This window comes from Rahnella contaminans (assembly GCF_011065485.1).
Classification (GTDB): Bacteria; Pseudomonadota; Gammaproteobacteria; order Enterobacterales; family Enterobacteriaceae; genus Rahnella; species Rahnella contaminans.
This window is the reverse complement of record NZ_JAADJS010000002.1, coordinates 1,077,966-1,094,519: the sequence shown is the minus strand read 5'-3', so window position 1 is coordinate 1,094,519 and position 16,554 is coordinate 1,077,966. Positions and strand designations below refer to the sequence as shown.

The following is a 16,554-nucleotide window of genomic DNA, read 5'->3' as shown; positions in this document are numbered from 1 at the left end:
CAAAAGGCCCTGACGGTATTAAATCGTCAGGGCCTTTATTACGACGGATCGGCAGTTCAGTCGTTTTCCGGTGCCGGAATGTGCATGGTTGTTTGCAACAGCCCTTTGGACTTGTTGAAAATCTTGATCCCATTTTCACGGCCAGCACGCAGCGCACGCTGTTCTTCAACCGGCAGTTTCAGCTCAGTCATACAGATTTCGCTGCAACAACCGTCGAACTTCGCCGCACAGGTCGGGCACTGAATGAACAGCAAATGGCAGCCGTCATTTTTACAGTTGGTATGGTTATCACACGCCGCGCCACACTGGTGACAATGCGCGATCACATCGTCAGAAATGCGTTCGCCCATGCGCTCATCAAAGACGAAGTTTTTACCTTTGAATTTAACCGGCAAACCCTGCTCTTTCGCTCGGCGCGCATATTCGATAATGCCGCCTTCCACGTGATACACGTTTTTAAAACCGTTATGCAGCATGTAGGCGCTGGCTTTTTCACAGCGAATACCGCCGGTGCAGTACATGACGATTTTCTTGTCTTTGTCTTCTTTCAGCATATCAACGGCCATGGGCAGCTGATCGCGGAAAGTGTCAGACGGGACTTCAATCGCTTTATCGAAATGCCCCACTTCATATTCGTAGTGGTTACGCATATCGACAAACAGCGTGTCCGGGTCGTCAATCATGGCGTTGACCTGCTCGGCTTTCAGGTACTCACCGATATTCGACGGATCGAACGACTCATCATCGATGCCGTCCGCCACAATACGGTCACGCACTTTCAGACGCAGAACCCAGAAGGATTTGCCGTCATCTTCCAGCGCCACGTTCAGGCGGATGTTATCCAGCGCCGGATGGCTGGAAAACAGCTCGGTTTTGAACGCGTCAAACTGGCTTTGCGGAACGCTGATCTGCGCGTTAATCCCTTCTTTTGCCACGTAAATACGGCCAAACACATTCAGGCGAGTCAGGCTGATATACAGGGCATCGCGAAAAGCTTTCGGATCTTCGAGCTGGAAATACTTATAAAAAGAAACAGTCGTGCGGGGCTCGGTTTCAGCCAACATGCGCGCTCTGAGTTCCTCATTAGAAATACGGTTATGTAACACTGGCATGGTGTACGTTCCTGTCTTTCAGGGGGATTTAATTATTGGAAACCAATTAGCTACTTTTGAAGCGGCAAGATTATACATTAAAGCAACACGGACGACATCTTCCGTTGCAAATTCATGATAAGAAAAACACCTGCTGCGCCTTGCCTTTTCTCTAAATGCGGTAACCTATTCTCAGATGTTATCCATACTTGTGATCTATCCACCACACTGATTTTTTAAAGGGCAGGAAACATGAGCAAGCTTTTTGAACCGATTTCTCTGGGCGGCCTGACGCTCCCTAACCGCATTGTTATCGCACCAATGTGCCAGTATTCCTCCGACGAGGGGAAAGCGACTTCGTGGCACCACGCGCATCTCGGGCAATTGTCATTTTCCGGTGCCGGTTTGCTGATCCTCGAAGCCACAGCGGTGGAAGCCGCCGGGCGCATTTCTGCGCAGGATTTAGGGCTGTGGGATGATGAAACCGAAGCCGCGCTGAAAGGACTGGTCGACGGCCTGCGCGAAAACAGCAACATTCCTCTCGGCTTGCAGCTCGGCCACGCTGGACGCAAAGCCTCTCACGCCGCACCGTGGAAAGGGGGTGCGCAAATACCTCAGTCCGCCGGTGGCTGGCAAACCGTCGCACCTTCCGCTCTTCCTTTTGCCGAAGGAACGGAAGCGCCCGTCGCGCTTTCTGCTGAACGCATCAGCGAACTGAAAAAAGCGTACGTGGATAGCGTACGGCGCGCCGACCGCCTCGGGTTCGATCTGCTGGAACTGCACGGTGCGCACGGTTATCTCCTGCACCAGTTCCTGTCCCCGCTTTCCAACCAGCGCACCGATCAGTACGGCGGTTCTCTGGAAAACCGTATGCGCCTGCTGCTGGAAATCTTCCAGGAAATTCGCGCGGCCTTCCCGGCTGATAAACCCATCGGCGTGCGTATTTCCGCCACCGACTGGGTAGAAGGAGGTTGGGATCTGGAGCAATCTGTCGAACTCGCCAAAGCACTGGATAAGCTGGGTTGCAGCTATATTCATGTGTCCAGCGGCGGCCTGAGCCAGCACCAGAAAATCACCGTGGGGCCAAATTATCAGGTGCCCTTCGCTGACAGCATTAAACAGCACGTCAAAATGCCGGTGATCGCCGTTGGCTTAATCACTGAACCGGAACAGGCCGAAGCCATTGTCGGCACCGGACAGGCAGACATGATCGCACTGGCGCGCGGTATTTTGTATAACCCACGCTGGCCGTGGCACGCCGCTGCCAAACTCGGGGCAAAAGTTTACGCACCGAAACAATACTGGCGCAGCGAGCCTCATAGCGTGAAAGGATTATTCCTGCCGGAATAATACCGGGCAGTTTAATAAACGTGATCACGGACAGCCCCCGGGCTGTCCGTTTCATTGACAAAAAGCCATTCTCTGCGGATATTTGATTCGAAGACTCATGGAGAAAACAGCTGAATTGTTCATAAATAAATCACATTGTTTTTCATTCATGCAGTCCATAAGTTAAATGAGGTATTAGTGCCGTGAATTTTCACCTAATACCAAAAAAGTGCCACACTATGTCACTTTGCTACTAAAAATAACGGATAACACGCGCTCCATATCGGAATGTGGACGTATTTCTGTAGCGGGCTGCTGCATTAGACAGAGCTTATAAACTTTCTACTTCGATCCATTGACGCAGAGATTCTATGACTCAGGTACCTACCTTTAATCGTTCGTTATTGCATCCACGCTACTGGATCACCTGGATAGGTCTGGGGTTGTTGTACGCGCTGGTCTTATTACCTTATCCGGTCATTTACCGCATCGGTACCGGGCTTGGGCGCTTCTCAATGCGCTTTCTGAAACGTCGCTACAAAATCGCCCAGCGTAATATCGAACTGTGTTTCCCCGACATGCATCCTGAACAGCGGGAAGACATGGTCGTGAAAAATTTCGAATCAGTTGGCATGGGTTTATTTGAAACCGGCATGGCCTGGTTCTGGCCTGACTGGCGTATTGAACGCTGGTTTAAAGTCAGCGGTCTGGAACACATACAGCGCGCCCGCGATAACAAACAAGGCGTGCTGCTAATTGGCGTTCATTTCCTGACGCTGGAACTGGGTGCGCGTATTTTCGGTATTCATAATCCGGGCGTCGGTGTTTATCGCCCGCATGACAATAAACTGATGGACTGGATCCAGACCAAAGGCCGCATGCGTTCAAATAAAGGGATGCTGGATCGCAAAGACCTGAAAGGAATGATCCGCAGCCTGAAACAAGGCGACATTATCTGGTACGCGCCGGATCACGACTACGGCCCGCGCGCCAGCGTGTTTGTACCCTTCTTTGCCGTGGATAAAGCCGCGACAACCACCGGCACCTATCTGCTGGCACGAATGGGCAAACCGGCCATCATTCCGTTTACACCGCGCCGTCTGGCTGGCGGAAAAGGCTACGAGATGATTATTCATCCGCAGGTCGCTGATTTCCCGCTGGATGATGAAGTGGTTGCCGCCGCGTACATGAACAAAGTGGTAGAAGACGAAATTCGTCAGGCGCCCGAGCAATACATGTGGCTGCATCGACGCTTCAAAACGCGTCCCCAGGGCGAGCCTTCGCTGTACAAAGCCCTCAGCGAATAAACTTAAAGGCCGGCTCAGCGCATCCTGAACCGGTTTTATTGATTTGCTTCGACAATTTTTTTGACAGACTTCTTCAAAGTTATCAGATTTTATCCTATCCGGTTTAGGCCAATACTCTCCCCATGATTTCTCCACGTGATTACCCCCTCACTTCTTGGGAGCCGCGTGGCCACTTTGTGACCTTCAAAAGGAATACATTATGTTGGCTAAAATGAACACTGCTTTTACCCGCGTTACCGATCACCCTGACTTTGGTAAGTTACTGTTGCGTCTTACTTTCGGGATTTTGATTTTATTCCATGGCGTGGCGAAAATGGAAAATGGCGTGGGCTGGATTGCCAAAATGTTGCAGGCTGCTGGCTTACCGGGATTCATCGCTTATGGCGCATACATCGGTGAAGTAATTGCACCGGTTCTGATTATTCTGGGTATTTTTACCCGCCCTGCCGCGCTGGTGATGGCATTCAACATTTTAGTGGCAGTTTTGCTGGTGGTTGCGGGTAAATTCTTCACCGTGACCGACGTCGGCGCCTGGGGTCTGGAAGGCGAAGCATTGTACTTCTTTGGCGGGCTGGTGATTATGTTCCTGGGCAGCGGCCGTTATTCTGTGATGAAAAACGCAGCCCTGCGTTAAACCCTGTTTTTTGCTGTGTCTGTCTTTTGGTTTTTATTTTAATTCTGTGTCTGACGCGGCCGGCCTCATCGCTGGCCGTATTTTTTTGCATTTTCGCTCCTCAGTTGATCTCCTTCACCACACCTCTCGCGATAAAACGGTATTTTACTTTCGTTGTTACAGTTCATTAACATCATTGAAGTGGATGATAATTAGGCGCATAATTATCCAGCCAATTGATTGTTACTTGTGCTCTGCCTTGCTCCCATCTGTCATTCCAGAGCTAATCTGACCTCTTTTTTCGGTAATTTATGACTTCGGCATCTGAATCTGAAACCGCACCAGAACCCATAAACTGGAAACGAAATCTGTATGTTGCCTGGATTGGCTGCTTCCTTACCGGTGCCGCGTTCAGCCTGATCATGCCTTTCCTGCCGCTTTACGTCGAAACTCTGGGTGTCACCGGCCATGAATCCCTGAACATGTGGTCGGGTTTGGTTTTCAGTATTACCTTCCTGTTTTCCGCGATTGCTTCGCCCTTCTGGGGCGGCCTGGCTGACCGTAAAGGCCGTAAAATCATGCTGCTGCGCTCGGCGTTGGGCATGGCGATTGTCATGATGCTCATGGGCTTTGCGCAAAACATCTGGCAATTCTTAGTCCTTCGCGCGCTGCTGGGTTTGCTCGGCGGCTTTGTGCCGAATGCCAATGCGCTGATTGCCACACAAATTCCCCGCAATAAAAGCGGCTGGGCGCTGGGAACACTCTCCACAGGCGGCGTCAGCGGCGCACTGCTTGGCCCGCTGGTCGGCGGGTTACTGGCAGATAACTACGGTTTACGCCCGGTATTCTTCATCACCGCAGCCGTACTTTTTCTCTGTTTTGTGATGACGCTGTACTGCATCCGCGAACAGTTTGTCCCTGTAAATAAGAAAGACATGCTCAACCGCAAACAGGTTTTTGCCTCGCTGAAAAATCCCAAGCTGGTATTGTGCCTGTTCGTCACCACAATGATTATTCAGGTGGCGACCGGATCGATTGCGCCGATACTCACGCTTTACGTGCGTGAACTGGCCGGTAATACGCACAATCTGGCGTTTATCAGCGGGATGATTGCGTCGGTGCCCGGCGTGGCAGCACTGATGAGTGCGCCGAGGCTGGGAAAACTGGGGGACAGAATCGGGCCTGAAAGGATTTTGGTGGCCATGATGGGGTCATCCGTCCTCTTGCTAATCCCGATGGCATTCGTGCAAACGCCGCTTCAGTTAGGCATTTTACGTTTTCTTTTGGGGGCAACAGACGGCGCGCTGCTCCCGGCGGTGCAAACGCTGCTGATTTATAACTGCACCAATCAGGTGGCGGGAAGGGTCTTCAGCTATAACCAATCGTTCCGTGATGTCGGGAATGTCACCGGCCCTCTGCTGGGTGCGGCAGTTTCGGCAAGCTACGGGTTCCGAACGGTATTTTGCGTCACGGCGCTGGTGGTGATGTTTAATGCCGTTTATTCCTGGTGGTGTTTGCAACGCCGGCCGAGTCAGGCGATGGTCGATTAATTCCGGCCAGCGTGTAAAACACTTTACTTGGCTTTTTCTGCCTGCGGAGGCATCGGCAGGTGGTCAGGCACTTCGACAACCGCCAGACGGACTTCATAATGTTTGCCCGCCGTTGTCGCCGGAAGCACCGAAGTCAGTTTCTGAATTGTTTCCGTTGGATTATCGCTAGCCATGCTCGCACAGAATAGTGCGCCCGGATGGCAGAGCCCCATCATCACCGGTGGCGGAGGCAGCATGCCTTCATGGTCGGATGGCGGCATACCGTGCGGATATTCCATCGGCGGTTGTGGATGCGTACTGTCAGCCGCCATACCGGCGACACTGAAAAACAGGCCAAGACCACACAGCGGCATAAGCAAAGTACGGGAAAAAATCTTCATAACAGTAACCTTTTTCTTGAAAGTTCACCGTCACTCTACCCCCCAATTCTTCCCCGGGCTGGCGGTTTGCTAAACTTTTACCCTCTGCCACCGTCCTCTTTGCAAAGCTGAATCTCTTCTGACATTTCTCTCTACACGGTCCAGTCACGTGAAGCCAGCACCACGCGATAACCGTCTAAATCTTCAAACGTTTGACCATTTTCATCCCAGTACGGATTGTACGAAGGAACGGCAATAAATCCGGCTTGCAGCATCGCGTCACACTGCGTCTGCCATTGCGCATCCTCCGGGATATAAAACACCAACAGGCTATCCTGCGTTGGCGCGCGCCCGACGGTTGTTCCCCGGTGATGTGTAAATTCCAGGTGATAGTGATGATGCGGATGGCCGATCAGAACGCCATCAAAATTCTGATGGTCGCTGAAACCGCCGATCACCTCAAAGCCCAGTCCCTGACTGTACATCGCCGCAATCCGCTCCAGATTATCGGTCGGACGGGCAACCCTCAGCACTGCGTTTCGTGAAACCATAGCCGCCATAACTCCTTCAACTTACCGTGTTCCGGCATTAAGACTCAGAGAATAGCAGAAGAAAGGCGACCTGTTTTTTCATCTCAAAACTTGCATCCTGTCAGTTATCGACAACAATCATTTAATCAGAGTTTTCACTGTCAGATGGCTGTTACTTCTTCATTCCTAACGCTATTTACGATCAAGACTATTGATTATTTCCCCTTATTCAACTCAGGAGACAACAATGAGCATGTACGCAACGCTTGAAGAAGCTATTGATGCCGCCCGCGAAGAATTTCTCGAAGCCGCACAGGAAAGAGTTCAGAACGATGAAGAGCCCGTTCCGGATCAGTTCAACCTGCAAAAGTACATCATGCAGGATGGCGATGTGATGTGGCAGGCAGAATTTCTCAGCGATGAAGGCGACGCCATCGATGCGCTGACGTTTCGCAGCGGCGCGGCCGCGCAGGCTATCTTTGACGAAGATTACGATCAGATTGAACTCGAAGAAGAATGGCAGGAAGAAGCGACGCTGTATGAATGGGATGAAGGTGAATTCCAGCATGAGCCGCAGCTGGATACGGAAGAAGGCGAAGCCGCCGCCGAAGAGTGGGATGACGAGGACGATTATCCGGGACGGGATATCGACTAAACGTTTATAACAGATTTATTCGTAAGGCCCGTGGCGGGCGTCAATCGGCAACATGAAGGTATCGACAATCATGGACAGAGGGACATCAATAACAGTGACATACCGCCACGGGCTGTCACGTAAATCCCACTGCACGCCGGGATAATACTGGTTGCCATGCCCCTGCCCTGGCACGGTCCGGCTGATAATGCTGCCACAACCTGTGAGCGAGGTAGCTAGTAGCACCAGTACACATCCACGAAAAATTACGCGATTAATCACTTACCCAACCTGTCGATTCAAATCAAAAGAAGCTCTTTTTAAGCGCTGAACAGCGCGCTCAGAATAGCACGCGCGTCATGTTCCCTGATGTTAAGGGGACGTAAAACTTTATACGCTGCGGGCCTGAGAGTCACCTGTTGTCTTTGCGGCGTGATGGCCTGTGCGGGCCTGTGATCGTGAAGCAATAAAAAGGGCAGCATGTTTTCACATACTGCCCTTTCCGTCCGCTATTTAACTCAGGCGGATTTAACTTCCAGTGTCTGCGTCACAGGGAAAGCCTGCTCGTTACGCGGAAGCTGGTCGTAATAAGCTCCCCACGCCTGCTGATCGGGTTGCGTCCACACCGCGGAGTGTAAACGCGCCATCAGCACCGGATCGCTCAGCAAGACCAGACGGTCAGCTTTGCCCAAATCTTTTGGCCCGGTTTTCAGAGCCTGCTCTAGACGAGCCCGACGACCGTTTTCTACAGTTTCACGCAACAGATGACGGGATGTTGCCATCGCCGTAGCCAGTGCGTTGAAGCCCGGATCAAACACCGCATGCATAAAGCCGTTTTGCAGCTTACGTTCACGGTTCAGTGCCAGATATTCTTCAGTCGCAACCAGCTCGCGCGGCGGATCGTACTCTTCCGGGATCAGGAACAGCTTGGCTTTCTTACTCTTAATCCCCAGCGTTGCACGGCTCGACAGAACCGAAACAATCGGTGACAGGATCAGAGAGAAGACGATTGGCGCCAGCCACCACAGGAAGCGCAAGTCCAGCCATGCCATACCGGCAGCCCAGACGGCACCGAGCAGAAGCTGCGAACCATGGCGTTTAAATGCTTCACCCCACGGCGTGTCATCATCATCACGCTGCGGAGAGTTCCAGACCACTTCCCAGCCCAGGAATGCGCTGACCACGAAAACGGTGTGGAACAACATACGCACCGGTGCGAGCAGCACCGAGAACAGCATTTCCAGGAACATGGAAACCAGCAGACGGAATGCACCACCAAATTGCTTCGCTCCCTTCGCCCAGATCAGGACGATACTCAGCAGTTTTGGCAGGAACAACAGAACCATTGTTGTCGAGAACAGGGCAATTGCCAGCTCAGGACGCCATTGTGGCCATACCGGGAATAACTGCCGCGGTTGCAGGAAGTACGTCGGTTCCATCAACGTATGCACCACCTGTAATGCCGTGGACAACGCAAGGAACGTAAACCACAGCGGCGCAGAAAGGTAGGACATAACGCCGGTCAGGAAGACCGCACGGTGAACCGGGTGCATGCCTTTGACCAGGAACAGGCGGAAGTTCATCAGGTTACCGTGACACCAGCGACGGTCGCGTTTCAGCTCGTCGAGCAGGTTTGGCGGTAATTCTTCATAGCTACCCGGCAGGTCGTAAGCAATCCACACCCCCCAGCCTGCACGGCGCATCAGCGCAGCTTCCACAAAGTCGTGAGACATGATGGAACCGGCAAATGAACCTTCACCCGGCAACGGTGCAAGCGCACAGTGCTCGATGAACGGTTTCACGCGGATAATGGCGTTGTGCCCCCAGTAGTGAGATTCACCCAACTGCCAGAAGTGCAGACCGGCGGTAAACAGCGGGCCGTAAACACGTGTCGCAAACTGCTGGCAACGCGCATACAGCGTATCCATGCCCGACGCTTTTGGCGCAGACTGAATAATACCGGCGTTCGGATTCGCATCCATCAGACGAGCCAGACCGGTCAGACATTCGCCGCTCATGACGCTGTCCGCATCGAGGATAACCATGTAGGCATATTCCCCGCCCCAGCGACGGCACCAGTCATCAATGTTTCCGCTTTTACGCTTCACACGGCGACGGCGACGGCGATAGAAGATACGACCATGACCGTCTACGTCGCGGCATACTTCCATCCAGGCTTTCTGTTCAGCGACACAAATATCCGGATCGTAACTGTCACTCAACACGTAGATATCAAACTGATCCAAATCACCGGTAGCTTTAACAGATTCGTAAGTAGCACGCAGGCCCGCGAAAACGCGTTCCACGTCTTCGTTACAAATCGGCATGATCAGCGCAGTACGGTTATTCGGGTTCAGCGGCTCATCGCCATTAGTCGAGGCGGTGATGCTGTATTTGTCGCGCCCGATAAGCAATTGTAAAAAGCCCATCAGCGCGGTCCAGAAACCGGCCGAAACCCAACAGAACAGAATCGCAAACAACACCAGAATCCCGGTTTGCAACACGTACGGCAGCAATTGCAGAACCGACTGCAACCAGTCCTGATTCAGCATATCTGCGGGGTCGATCAGCGCCCACCCCTGATAAGGCAGGATGGTTTTCATGTACCAGGTTGCGATCGCCGTCTGAACCAGCATCAGAACCAGCAGGACATAACGACGAACCGAACCGGCATGACGCCAGCGCTTTTCTGACTCCGGCATATCGGCAACCGTATGACGCGAAGCCGCGCTGCGTCCCATCAGATTGTCCCAGAAACGCCCTACCGGGTTGGTACGCCAGACATCCGGGAACATACTTGAACGCTTCACTGGCGGCATTGCGCTGGCGATGGTGCGCCCTTCGTTGTCCACTTCGTCCAGAGAACCGTTGGCCAGCGCATCCGGCCAGCTTGCGCCGACGCGCGCTTTCACCGAGAGCAAAGGTGCATCCGGTTCAGGGGCATTAGCAGAGGCTGTCACATCACCGCCTAAGCGGTGATGTACGGTAGCAAAAGCCTGCTCATCTTCAGCGGGAAGCTGCTGAGTGAGCGCCGCTTTCTGATCATCAGTAAGCGGCAAAGCTTCTACATAATCATGAGTAGAGTGCGTTGACTTATTCATTTGCAGGCAGCTGATAGCTCCAGGTTTCACTCAGTGTTTTATCGCCATTAGCCAGAGAAGCGCGCATTTCGATCGCTTTCTTCGGATCTTTCACTTTCAGGCGCAGCGTCAGACGCCAGCCTTTGGTTACCGGATTATAGCGGACAGTGTTTTCAACCAGTTCACCGTTGTCACCCACGCTGACCTGAGACGCCACCGGAGTGTCGCTTTTCAGGGCTTTCAGATTTGGGCCGACAAAATCAACCAGGAAAGCCACGCTGCCGTCAGGTTCACGGATCAGATTCGACTGTTTCACATCACCGGTAGAACGCATGGTACGTTCAACCCACGCCAGATCAGGAGAATGTAATTTTTCTTCTTCACGGGTGAAATGCAGACGATAGTTCAGGCTCAGCGGTTTACCGGCATCCGGCAATTGTTCCGGCGTCCAGAATGCGACGATGTTGTCGTTGGTTTCGTCTGCGGTTGGAATTTCCACCAGCTCAACTTTACCTTTACCCCAGTCGCCTTTGGTCTCGACCCAGCCACTCGGACGCAGGTCGTAACGATCGTCGAGATCTTCAAAGTTTGAGAAGCTGCGACCCCGTTGCAGCAGACCGAAGCCTTTCGGGTTCTCCATGGAGAACTGGCTGACAGCAAGGTGTTTCGGATTGTTCAGCGGACGCCAGATCCATTCACCGTTACCTGCATGGATAGACAGACCATTGGAATCATGCAGCGCCGGACGATAGTTCATCACCGGAGAGGGCTGATTCGCGCCAAACAGGAACATGCTGGTCAGCGGAGCGATACCCAGTTTGCCGACTTTGTCACGCAGATAAACTTGTGACTGCACGTCAACGGTCGCTTCCTTGCCCGGATACACATCCAGACGATAAGCACCGGTCGCACGCGGCGAATCGAGCAAGGCATAAATGACTAAATGTTTTTCGTCTGGATTTGGACGTTCAATCCAGAACTCGCGGAAACGCGGGAATTCTTCGCCGGAAGCCAGCGCGGTGTCGATCGCCAGACCACGGGCAGACAAGCCATAAACCTGGCCTTTACCGATGACGCGGAAGTAGCTGGCACCCAGCACACTCATAATTTCATCATCTTTGTCTGCTTTATTGATCGGATAAAGCACTTTGAAGCCAGCAAAACCGAGGTTTTTGACTGAGTCAGCGTCATGTTTGACGTTGCCAAAGTTAAAGTAGTCCGGGCTGTATTTGATTTCTTTTACGGAGTCTGCCGTCACTTCGTTGATTTTTACCGGAGTGTCGAAGTACATCCCCTGATGGTAGAACTCAAGCTTGAAAGGCGTATTCAGGTTTTTCCAGTACGCTTTGTCATGATTGAACTGAATTTGTTGGTAATCTGCGAATTTAAGATCGCGGAATTGAGACGGAAGATTGCTTTTCGGCGCTTCGTAACCTTTATCGGCTAATGCCTTCGCTTGTTTGGCAACATCATCTATAGAAAAAGCCCAGGCAGATGAGGTGAACATGGTCATCAACACTGCGGCACTTAGCAAACGGACTTTGATCATACGTGACCCTATGGAAAAATTTTTATCCGACACTTTGTCTCCTATGCGCGCTTCAATCATTCACTGTAACTATTTTATGGGAAGTGTCAGGTTTCCGACAACTTGAGCAGTCGATGGTTCAGCCATTGATGAACCGTTTAAGCGCAACAGGGTACAAGGATATCAATTCGTTGAAACTCCGGCTATGGAAACTTGTCCTATAACAATGCATGTTTTAAGGTGAGAAACTAAACTAATGTCAACGACAGTCATTTTTGGTTACCTGAGAAATTAGCCCGAATACAAACTACGCTCTAAAATTAGGATGAGCCACATACAACGGATACGTAATGAAACCACAAAAACCACAACGTGAGTTTTTCCTGGACTCTATCCGCGCATATTTGATGCTGCTGGGTATTCCTTTCCATATATCATTGATTTACTCCAGTCATATCTGGGCGGTAAACAGTGCGGTGCCTTCGCACGGCCTGACAATTTTCAATGATATTATCCATGCCTTCCGGATGCAGGTTTTCTTTGTCATCTCCGGGTATTTTTCTTATATGCTGTATGAGCGCTACGACTCGCACCAGTGGCTCAAGGTACGTCTGGAGCGGGTTGCCATCCCGCTGGTAGCGGCCTTCCCGCTGATTACAATCCCGCAGCTCTATTTCCTGATGAAATTCACCAGTAAATTCTCAGACTGGGGAAATATGGATTTCTATCAAAAGATTAACATTACCGTCTGGGAATTAGTGTCCCATTTATGGTTCCTGTTAACGTTAGTTATTCTGACCAGTATTTGTTTTTACCTCTTCAAATTTATTAAAGAAATTAAGACTAGTCGTATTCAATTAATAAAAACCCGGACAAACACGTTAGGAAAACTCTCAATTGTATTTTTATTTATCGGCTTAATTTACGCCGCGTTTAACCGCGGGCTGTATCTTTTTGCACCTAATTTACTTTCCAACGGTGCGTTTAATTTCGTCGTGATGCAGACATTGTTTTATCTGCCATTTTTCATCATCGGCGCGTTTGCTTATAAATTCTCCTGGTTGAAAGAGCTGTTCCTGAAGCCTTCAGCAACTGCCGGCGTGGTGAGTATCTTCCTGTTCGCCGCTTACATGTTTAATCAGCACGTGAATACTCCGCAGCTGTACTCGATGGAAATCGACGCCATCATCACCACCCTGTTGGGGATCCTGATGGTTAATGTGGTGTTCTCATTCAGTCACTACCTCCTCAATTTCCAGGCGCCGTGGATTACTTATCTGGTGAACTCGTCGCTGTTTATCTATCTGATTCACCACCCGTTAACGCTGATTTACGGGGCATTTATCACGCCGAAGATCCACAGCGACTGGCTGGGTTTCTGGCTGGGTCTGGTGTTTGTATTCGGTATTGCGTTTATCTTGTACGAAGTACACAAACGCATTCCGATTCTGCGATTCCTGTTCTCGGGTAAACCGCAGCATCCGGCGAAGAAGGATTCATCGGACGCCACGCCACCGCAGAATCAGGCGTCCTGACGCTTCAGGTGAAGCGAAAACAAAAAGGGCCGTGCGGTTAAGCATGGCCCTTTTGCTTTCAGGCGGCTGATTTTTGACGCAAAGAAAGACAAACGAAAATCAGCGTGACGCAGTATCTATCGTCGGGATCACCGACATTCCGACTTTCAGCCGCTTCGCATCGGCCTGATCTTTATCCAGCACAATCTTCACCGCCAGACGCTGCACCACTTTGGTGTAGTTACCGGTTGCATTATCCGGTGAGATCGGCGAAAACGTGACACCCGTGGCCGGAGAAATACTGTCCACTGTCCCTTTCAGCGTCACGCCCGGCAATGCGTCGATTTTGATATCAACTGGCTGATTTTGCTGCACATCACCCAGCTGCGTTTCCAGATAATTCGCCACAATATAAGCATCGTGAAGCGGCACGACTGCCAGCACACGGGTTCCTGCGCTGACATAGCCGCCGATGCGCAGAGAACGCTGGCCGACCACGCCGTCAACCGGCGCCGTGATTTCTGTATAGGAAAGATTGAGTTTCGCCTGCGCCAGCGCGGTGGTAGCAGAATCAATCGCCGCTTTGGCCTGCGCCTGCTCCGCTTTCAGTACGTCAACCTGCTTTTCAGCGGCCTGCACGGCGGCCATATCACTTTGCTGGGAAGCCAGTTTTGAGCGCAAACTGGCATCTGATTCATCACGAGCATCCGCCGTGCCGGAGCCATTTTGCAGCAAACGTTTGTAACGGTCAGCACTCTGGCGTGCATACGCAATACTGGCAGAATCCGCATTCACCAAGGCCTGCGCCTGTAAAATAGTCTGCTGCTGTTTCGCAAGTTGCGCGTTCAGGCTGAGCATTTGCGCATTCGCCGTTTCGACGCTGGCCTGCGCGGTGAGCACGGCGTTGCGGTAATCGCGATCGTCAATTTTTGCCAGCACATCGCCCGCTTTAACACTCTGATTATCCTTAACATACACATCAGCAATCGTACCGGAAATCCGCGGTGCAACCAGTGTAGAGTCTGCCGACACAAAAGCGTCATCGGTTTCCGGTGCGCTCCCTGAAGACAACGTCCAGAAGGCAATCACAATCAGTAATACCACCACCACGGCGGCAACCAGCCAGCTCAGGCGGACAGGCGATGTTTTTATCATGATGATTTTCTCTCGTACTTTCTTATAGTGAAATTCATTCGTTCAGGTGATGCTTCATTCAGGGGCGTTTAACCAGAGACTGAGGCGGATAAGAGCGTTTGGGCAGGATTGAGGCCAGCACAATCAGCGCAAGCGCCAGGCCGATAATCAGCATGTAAATATCAGCCAGGCTCATAACCAGTGCCTGCTTCCTGACCAGCGTGGAAAACTGCGTAATGACTTCCGTTGAAATCGCAGAACCGTCAGTGTTCAGCGGTGCCAGAAAACTGCTGCCACCGCCATAAGGCTGGGAAAGCAGATAATTCACACCGCCAATGTGATTGAGTAAAACGTTAGAATGGAACTGCTCACGGTCGCTGACCATCACGCCCAGAAGGGCACTTCCCGCAATACTCCCCATTCCGCGCGTGGTATTAAACATCGCTGCGGCAAAAGGGCCCTCCTGCGGTTGAACGACGCTGGTTGCGCCCAGCAAAATGGGCAACACCGCCATCGGCTGGCCGAACGCCTGCATAATCTGAATCACATAAAAGTTATCACGCGCCCAGACGCTGGTGATATGCGTTCCCCAGTAACAGGAAACCCCCACCAGCCCCAGCCCGCAGGCCAGAACCCAGCGGCTGTCTACCCAACGAATAGTCAGGAAAAATGCCACCAGCGGAGCCAGAAGCAGCTGCGGCAAACCGATCGTCAGCGCCAGCGGCCCGACCTGCACCGCACGAAATCCCCCCACCTGCTGCATGAAACTCGCCGGTAATGCCGAGCCGGATAAAAACAGGAACATCAGCGCAAACAGCGTGATTAAACCGTGCGCCAGATTGTGGCGTTTCAGCATTTGCAATTTGAACAGCGGCAACGGGTGATGCCATTCGTTAACCAGAAAAATCGTTAGCAGCGCCAGCGAGGCGAAAAACATGACGGTAATCAGCGGCGAGTTGAACCAGTCCAGCCGTTCGCCCTGTTGAAGAACCAGCACCAGCAAGGAAATGCCGCTGCATCCCGTCACCATGCCGACAATATCCATCTGTTTAAATCGCTCAAAACGCTGCGGATCTTGTGGCAATCCGTAACCAATCAGCAAATACCCCAGCACACACGGTGGAATAACCTGCCAGAACACCCACTTCCAGCCGACATAATCGGTCCAGATGGCTGCCATGGAGGTCGCGATGTTCGGCCCAAAAGTAGCGGTCAGCGCATAAGCACTCAGCCCGTAAAGTTTGTACTGCGGCGGCATAAAGCGCAGCGCCGCCGTCATCAGCAAAGGCGGCATCGCCCCGCCAAACAGTCCCTGAACCGCACGCAGCGTAATAAACACCGGCAGGTTGGGTGAATACGGTAAAACGGCGGCGACCAGCAAAAAGCCCAACGTCACGAACAGCGTGAAGCGGCGCAGCGAAAACGTCACCGCCAGCCACGGAGCAATCATCATGGCCGCCACTTCCGCAGCCTGATAGGAGCCGATCAGCCATGAACCGGCATCATTACTGATACTTAAAGCGCCACGAACATCAGCCAAAGCAATATCCGTGACACGGTCGTTCAGGCCGGAGCAAAGTGCGACGATCAATACGCCCGCTAATCCGGTGACCAGCCTCGCGGTAAACGGCGGTGGTCCGGACATTCCGGCGCTGCTTGCGGCCGGTGCCTGTGCAATTGACTGATTCATAGTTGTACTCATTAACTTCGCCGCTTTATGGTGCGCCGATAGTGAGAAGGCAGGTCTGCGCCGGGAAGGCGCAGTTCAGTGAGCTATGTCACTCATATTTCGATGCAATGCACCGCATCGTGATACACGCCAAAATACTATAATACGGTACAGTGTATTGCAATGTGATTAGGAATTGTTTTTCACCGGTTCAGC

Annotated in this window: 14 protein-coding genes; 6 read left to right on the top strand and 8 right to left on the bottom strand. The window is 52.0% G+C overall.

Going from position 1 to position 16,554, the window contains the following annotated elements; all coding sequences use genetic code 11:
* Positions 1-56 precede the first annotated feature (56 nt).
* Positions 57-1,112, bottom strand: coding sequence for an oxygen-dependent tRNA uridine(34) hydroxylase TrhO (gene trhO / locus GW579_RS14290; protein WP_101077224.1), 1,056 nt, complete (start codon positions 1,110-1,112; stop codon positions 57-59).
* 231 nt (positions 1,113-1,343) lie between these two features.
* On the opposite strand from trhO, the gene GW579_RS14285 reads away from it, so the two are divergent.
* The 4 genes from GW579_RS14285 to mdtG all read left to right on the top strand — a co-directional run bounded on the left by GW579_RS14285 (position 1,344) and on the right by mdtG (position 5,890).
* On the top strand, positions 1,344-2,441 hold the full coding sequence (locus GW579_RS14285) for an NADH:flavin oxidoreductase/NADH oxidase (RefSeq protein WP_165059603.1): 1,098 nt from the start codon (positions 1,344-1,346) through the stop codon (positions 2,439-2,441).
* A gap of 350 nt (positions 2,442-2,791) precedes the next feature.
* Positions 2,792-3,727 carry a Kdo(2)-lipid IV(A) acyltransferase gene (locus tag GW579_RS14280; RefSeq protein WP_152325584.1) on the top strand — a complete coding sequence of 312 codons (936 nt, stop codon included), beginning with the start codon at positions 2,792-2,794 and terminating at the stop codon, positions 3,725-3,727.
* Positions 3,728-3,926: 199 nt separating this feature from the next.
* Positions 3,927-4,361 (top strand): DoxX family protein, encoded by a 435-nt coding sequence (locus GW579_RS14275; protein WP_152325583.1) that lies wholly within the window; start codon positions 3,927-3,929, stop codon positions 4,359-4,361.
* 290 nt (positions 4,362-4,651) lie between these two features.
* Positions 4,652-5,890 (top strand): multidrug efflux MFS transporter MdtG, encoded by a 1,239-nt coding sequence (gene mdtG, locus GW579_RS14270; protein ID WP_165059601.1) that lies wholly within the window; start codon positions 4,652-4,654, stop codon positions 5,888-5,890.
* Positions 5,891-5,913: 23 nt separating this feature from the next.
* Here the strand turns inward: mdtG and GW579_RS14265 are convergent, their stop codons facing one another.
* Positions 5,914-6,270, bottom strand: a complete 357-nt coding sequence (locus GW579_RS14265) for a hypothetical protein (RefSeq protein WP_152325581.1) — start codon at positions 6,268-6,270, stop codon at positions 5,914-5,916.
* Positions 6,271-6,401: 131 nt separating this feature from the next.
* On the bottom strand, positions 6,402-6,800 hold the full coding sequence (locus GW579_RS14260; protein WP_165059599.1) for a VOC family protein: 399 nt from the start codon (positions 6,798-6,800) through the stop codon (positions 6,402-6,404).
* 226 nt (positions 6,801-7,026) lie between these two features.
* Between GW579_RS14260 and GW579_RS14255 the strand changes: the two genes are divergently transcribed.
* Complete coding sequence (locus tag GW579_RS14255; protein ID WP_152325579.1) at positions 7,027-7,434, top strand: MysB family protein; 408 nt, start codon at positions 7,027-7,029, stop codon at positions 7,432-7,434.
* A 15-nt stretch (positions 7,435-7,449) separates the two neighbouring features.
* On the opposite strand, the gene GW579_RS14250 is transcribed toward GW579_RS14255, so the two are convergent.
* The 3 genes from GW579_RS14250 to GW579_RS14240 all read right to left on the bottom strand — a co-directional run bounded on the left by GW579_RS14250 (position 7,450) and on the right by GW579_RS14240 (position 12,042).
* On the bottom strand, positions 7,450-7,695 hold the full coding sequence (locus tag GW579_RS14250; protein ID WP_165059597.1) for a YceK/YidQ family lipoprotein: 246 nt from the start codon (positions 7,693-7,695) through the stop codon (positions 7,450-7,452).
* 236 nt (positions 7,696-7,931) lie between these two features.
* Positions 7,932-10,514 (bottom strand): glucans biosynthesis glucosyltransferase MdoH, encoded by a 2,583-nt coding sequence (mdoH, locus tag GW579_RS14245; protein ID WP_165059595.1) that lies wholly within the window; start codon positions 10,512-10,514, stop codon positions 7,932-7,934.
* Positions 10,507-12,042 (bottom strand): glucan biosynthesis protein G, encoded by a 1,536-nt coding sequence (locus GW579_RS14240; protein WP_152325576.1) that lies wholly within the window; start codon positions 12,040-12,042, stop codon positions 10,507-10,509. Before GW579_RS14240 ends, mdoH begins: the two co-directional genes overlap by 8 nt.
* A gap of 329 nt (positions 12,043-12,371) precedes the next feature.
* On the opposite strand from GW579_RS14240, the gene mdoC reads away from it, so the two are divergent.
* Positions 12,372-13,556: a glucans biosynthesis protein MdoC gene (gene mdoC, locus GW579_RS14235; protein WP_165059593.1), complete on the top strand. Its 1,185-nt coding sequence runs from the start codon at positions 12,372-12,374 to the stop codon at positions 13,554-13,556.
* Positions 13,557-13,655: 99 nt separating this feature from the next.
* Here mdoC and GW579_RS14230 read toward each other — a convergent pair whose 3' ends face one another.
* Entirely contained in the window at positions 13,656-14,690 is a 1,035-nt protein-coding gene (locus GW579_RS14230; RefSeq protein WP_165059591.1) for an HlyD family secretion protein, read from the bottom strand.
* A gap of 58 nt (positions 14,691-14,748) precedes the next feature.
* A complete protein-coding gene (locus GW579_RS14225; protein WP_165059590.1) occupies positions 14,749-16,359 on the bottom strand; it encodes an MFS transporter in 1,611 nt (536 codons plus the stop codon).
* Positions 16,360-16,554: the final 195 nt, after the last annotated feature.

Excerpts from the sequence above, each read along its gene's own strand:
- trhO (WP_101077224.1), bottom strand. The coding sequence starts at position 1,112 with ATGCCAGTGTTACATAACCGTATTTCTAATGAGGAACTCAGAGCGCGC.
- GW579_RS14225 (WP_165059590.1), bottom strand. The coding sequence starts at position 16,359 with ATGAATCAGTCAATTGCACAGGCACCGGCCGCAAGCAGCGCCGGAATG.
- GW579_RS14260 (WP_165059599.1), bottom strand. The coding sequence starts at position 6,800 with ATGGTTTCACGAAACGCAGTGCTGAGGGTTGCCCGTCCGACCGATAAT.
- GW579_RS14280 (WP_152325584.1), top strand. The coding sequence starts at position 2,792 with ATGACTCAGGTACCTACCTTTAATCGTTCGTTATTGCATCCACGCTAC.
- mdtG (WP_165059601.1), top strand. The coding sequence starts at position 4,652 with ATGACTTCGGCATCTGAATCTGAAACCGCACCAGAACCCATAAACTGG.
- GW579_RS14255 (WP_152325579.1), top strand. The coding sequence starts at position 7,027 with ATGAGCATGTACGCAACGCTTGAAGAAGCTATTGATGCCGCCCGCGAA.
- mdoC (WP_165059593.1), top strand. The coding sequence starts at position 12,372 with ATGAAACCACAAAAACCACAACGTGAGTTTTTCCTGGACTCTATCCGC.
- GW579_RS14265 (WP_152325581.1), bottom strand. The coding sequence starts at position 6,270 with ATGAAGATTTTTTCCCGTACTTTGCTTATGCCGCTGTGTGGTCTTGGC.
- mdoH (WP_165059595.1), bottom strand. The coding sequence starts at position 10,514 with ATGAATAAGTCAACGCACTCTACTCATGATTATGTAGAAGCTTTGCCG.
- GW579_RS14275 (WP_152325583.1), top strand. The coding sequence starts at position 3,927 with ATGTTGGCTAAAATGAACACTGCTTTTACCCGCGTTACCGATCACCCT.
- GW579_RS14285 (WP_165059603.1), top strand. The coding sequence starts at position 1,344 with ATGAGCAAGCTTTTTGAACCGATTTCTCTGGGCGGCCTGACGCTCCCT.
- GW579_RS14230 (WP_165059591.1), bottom strand. The coding sequence starts at position 14,690 with ATGATAAAAACATCGCCTGTCCGCCTGAGCTGGCTGGTTGCCGCCGTG.
- GW579_RS14240 (WP_152325576.1), bottom strand. The coding sequence starts at position 12,042 with ATGATCAAAGTCCGTTTGCTAAGTGCCGCAGTGTTGATGACCATGTTC.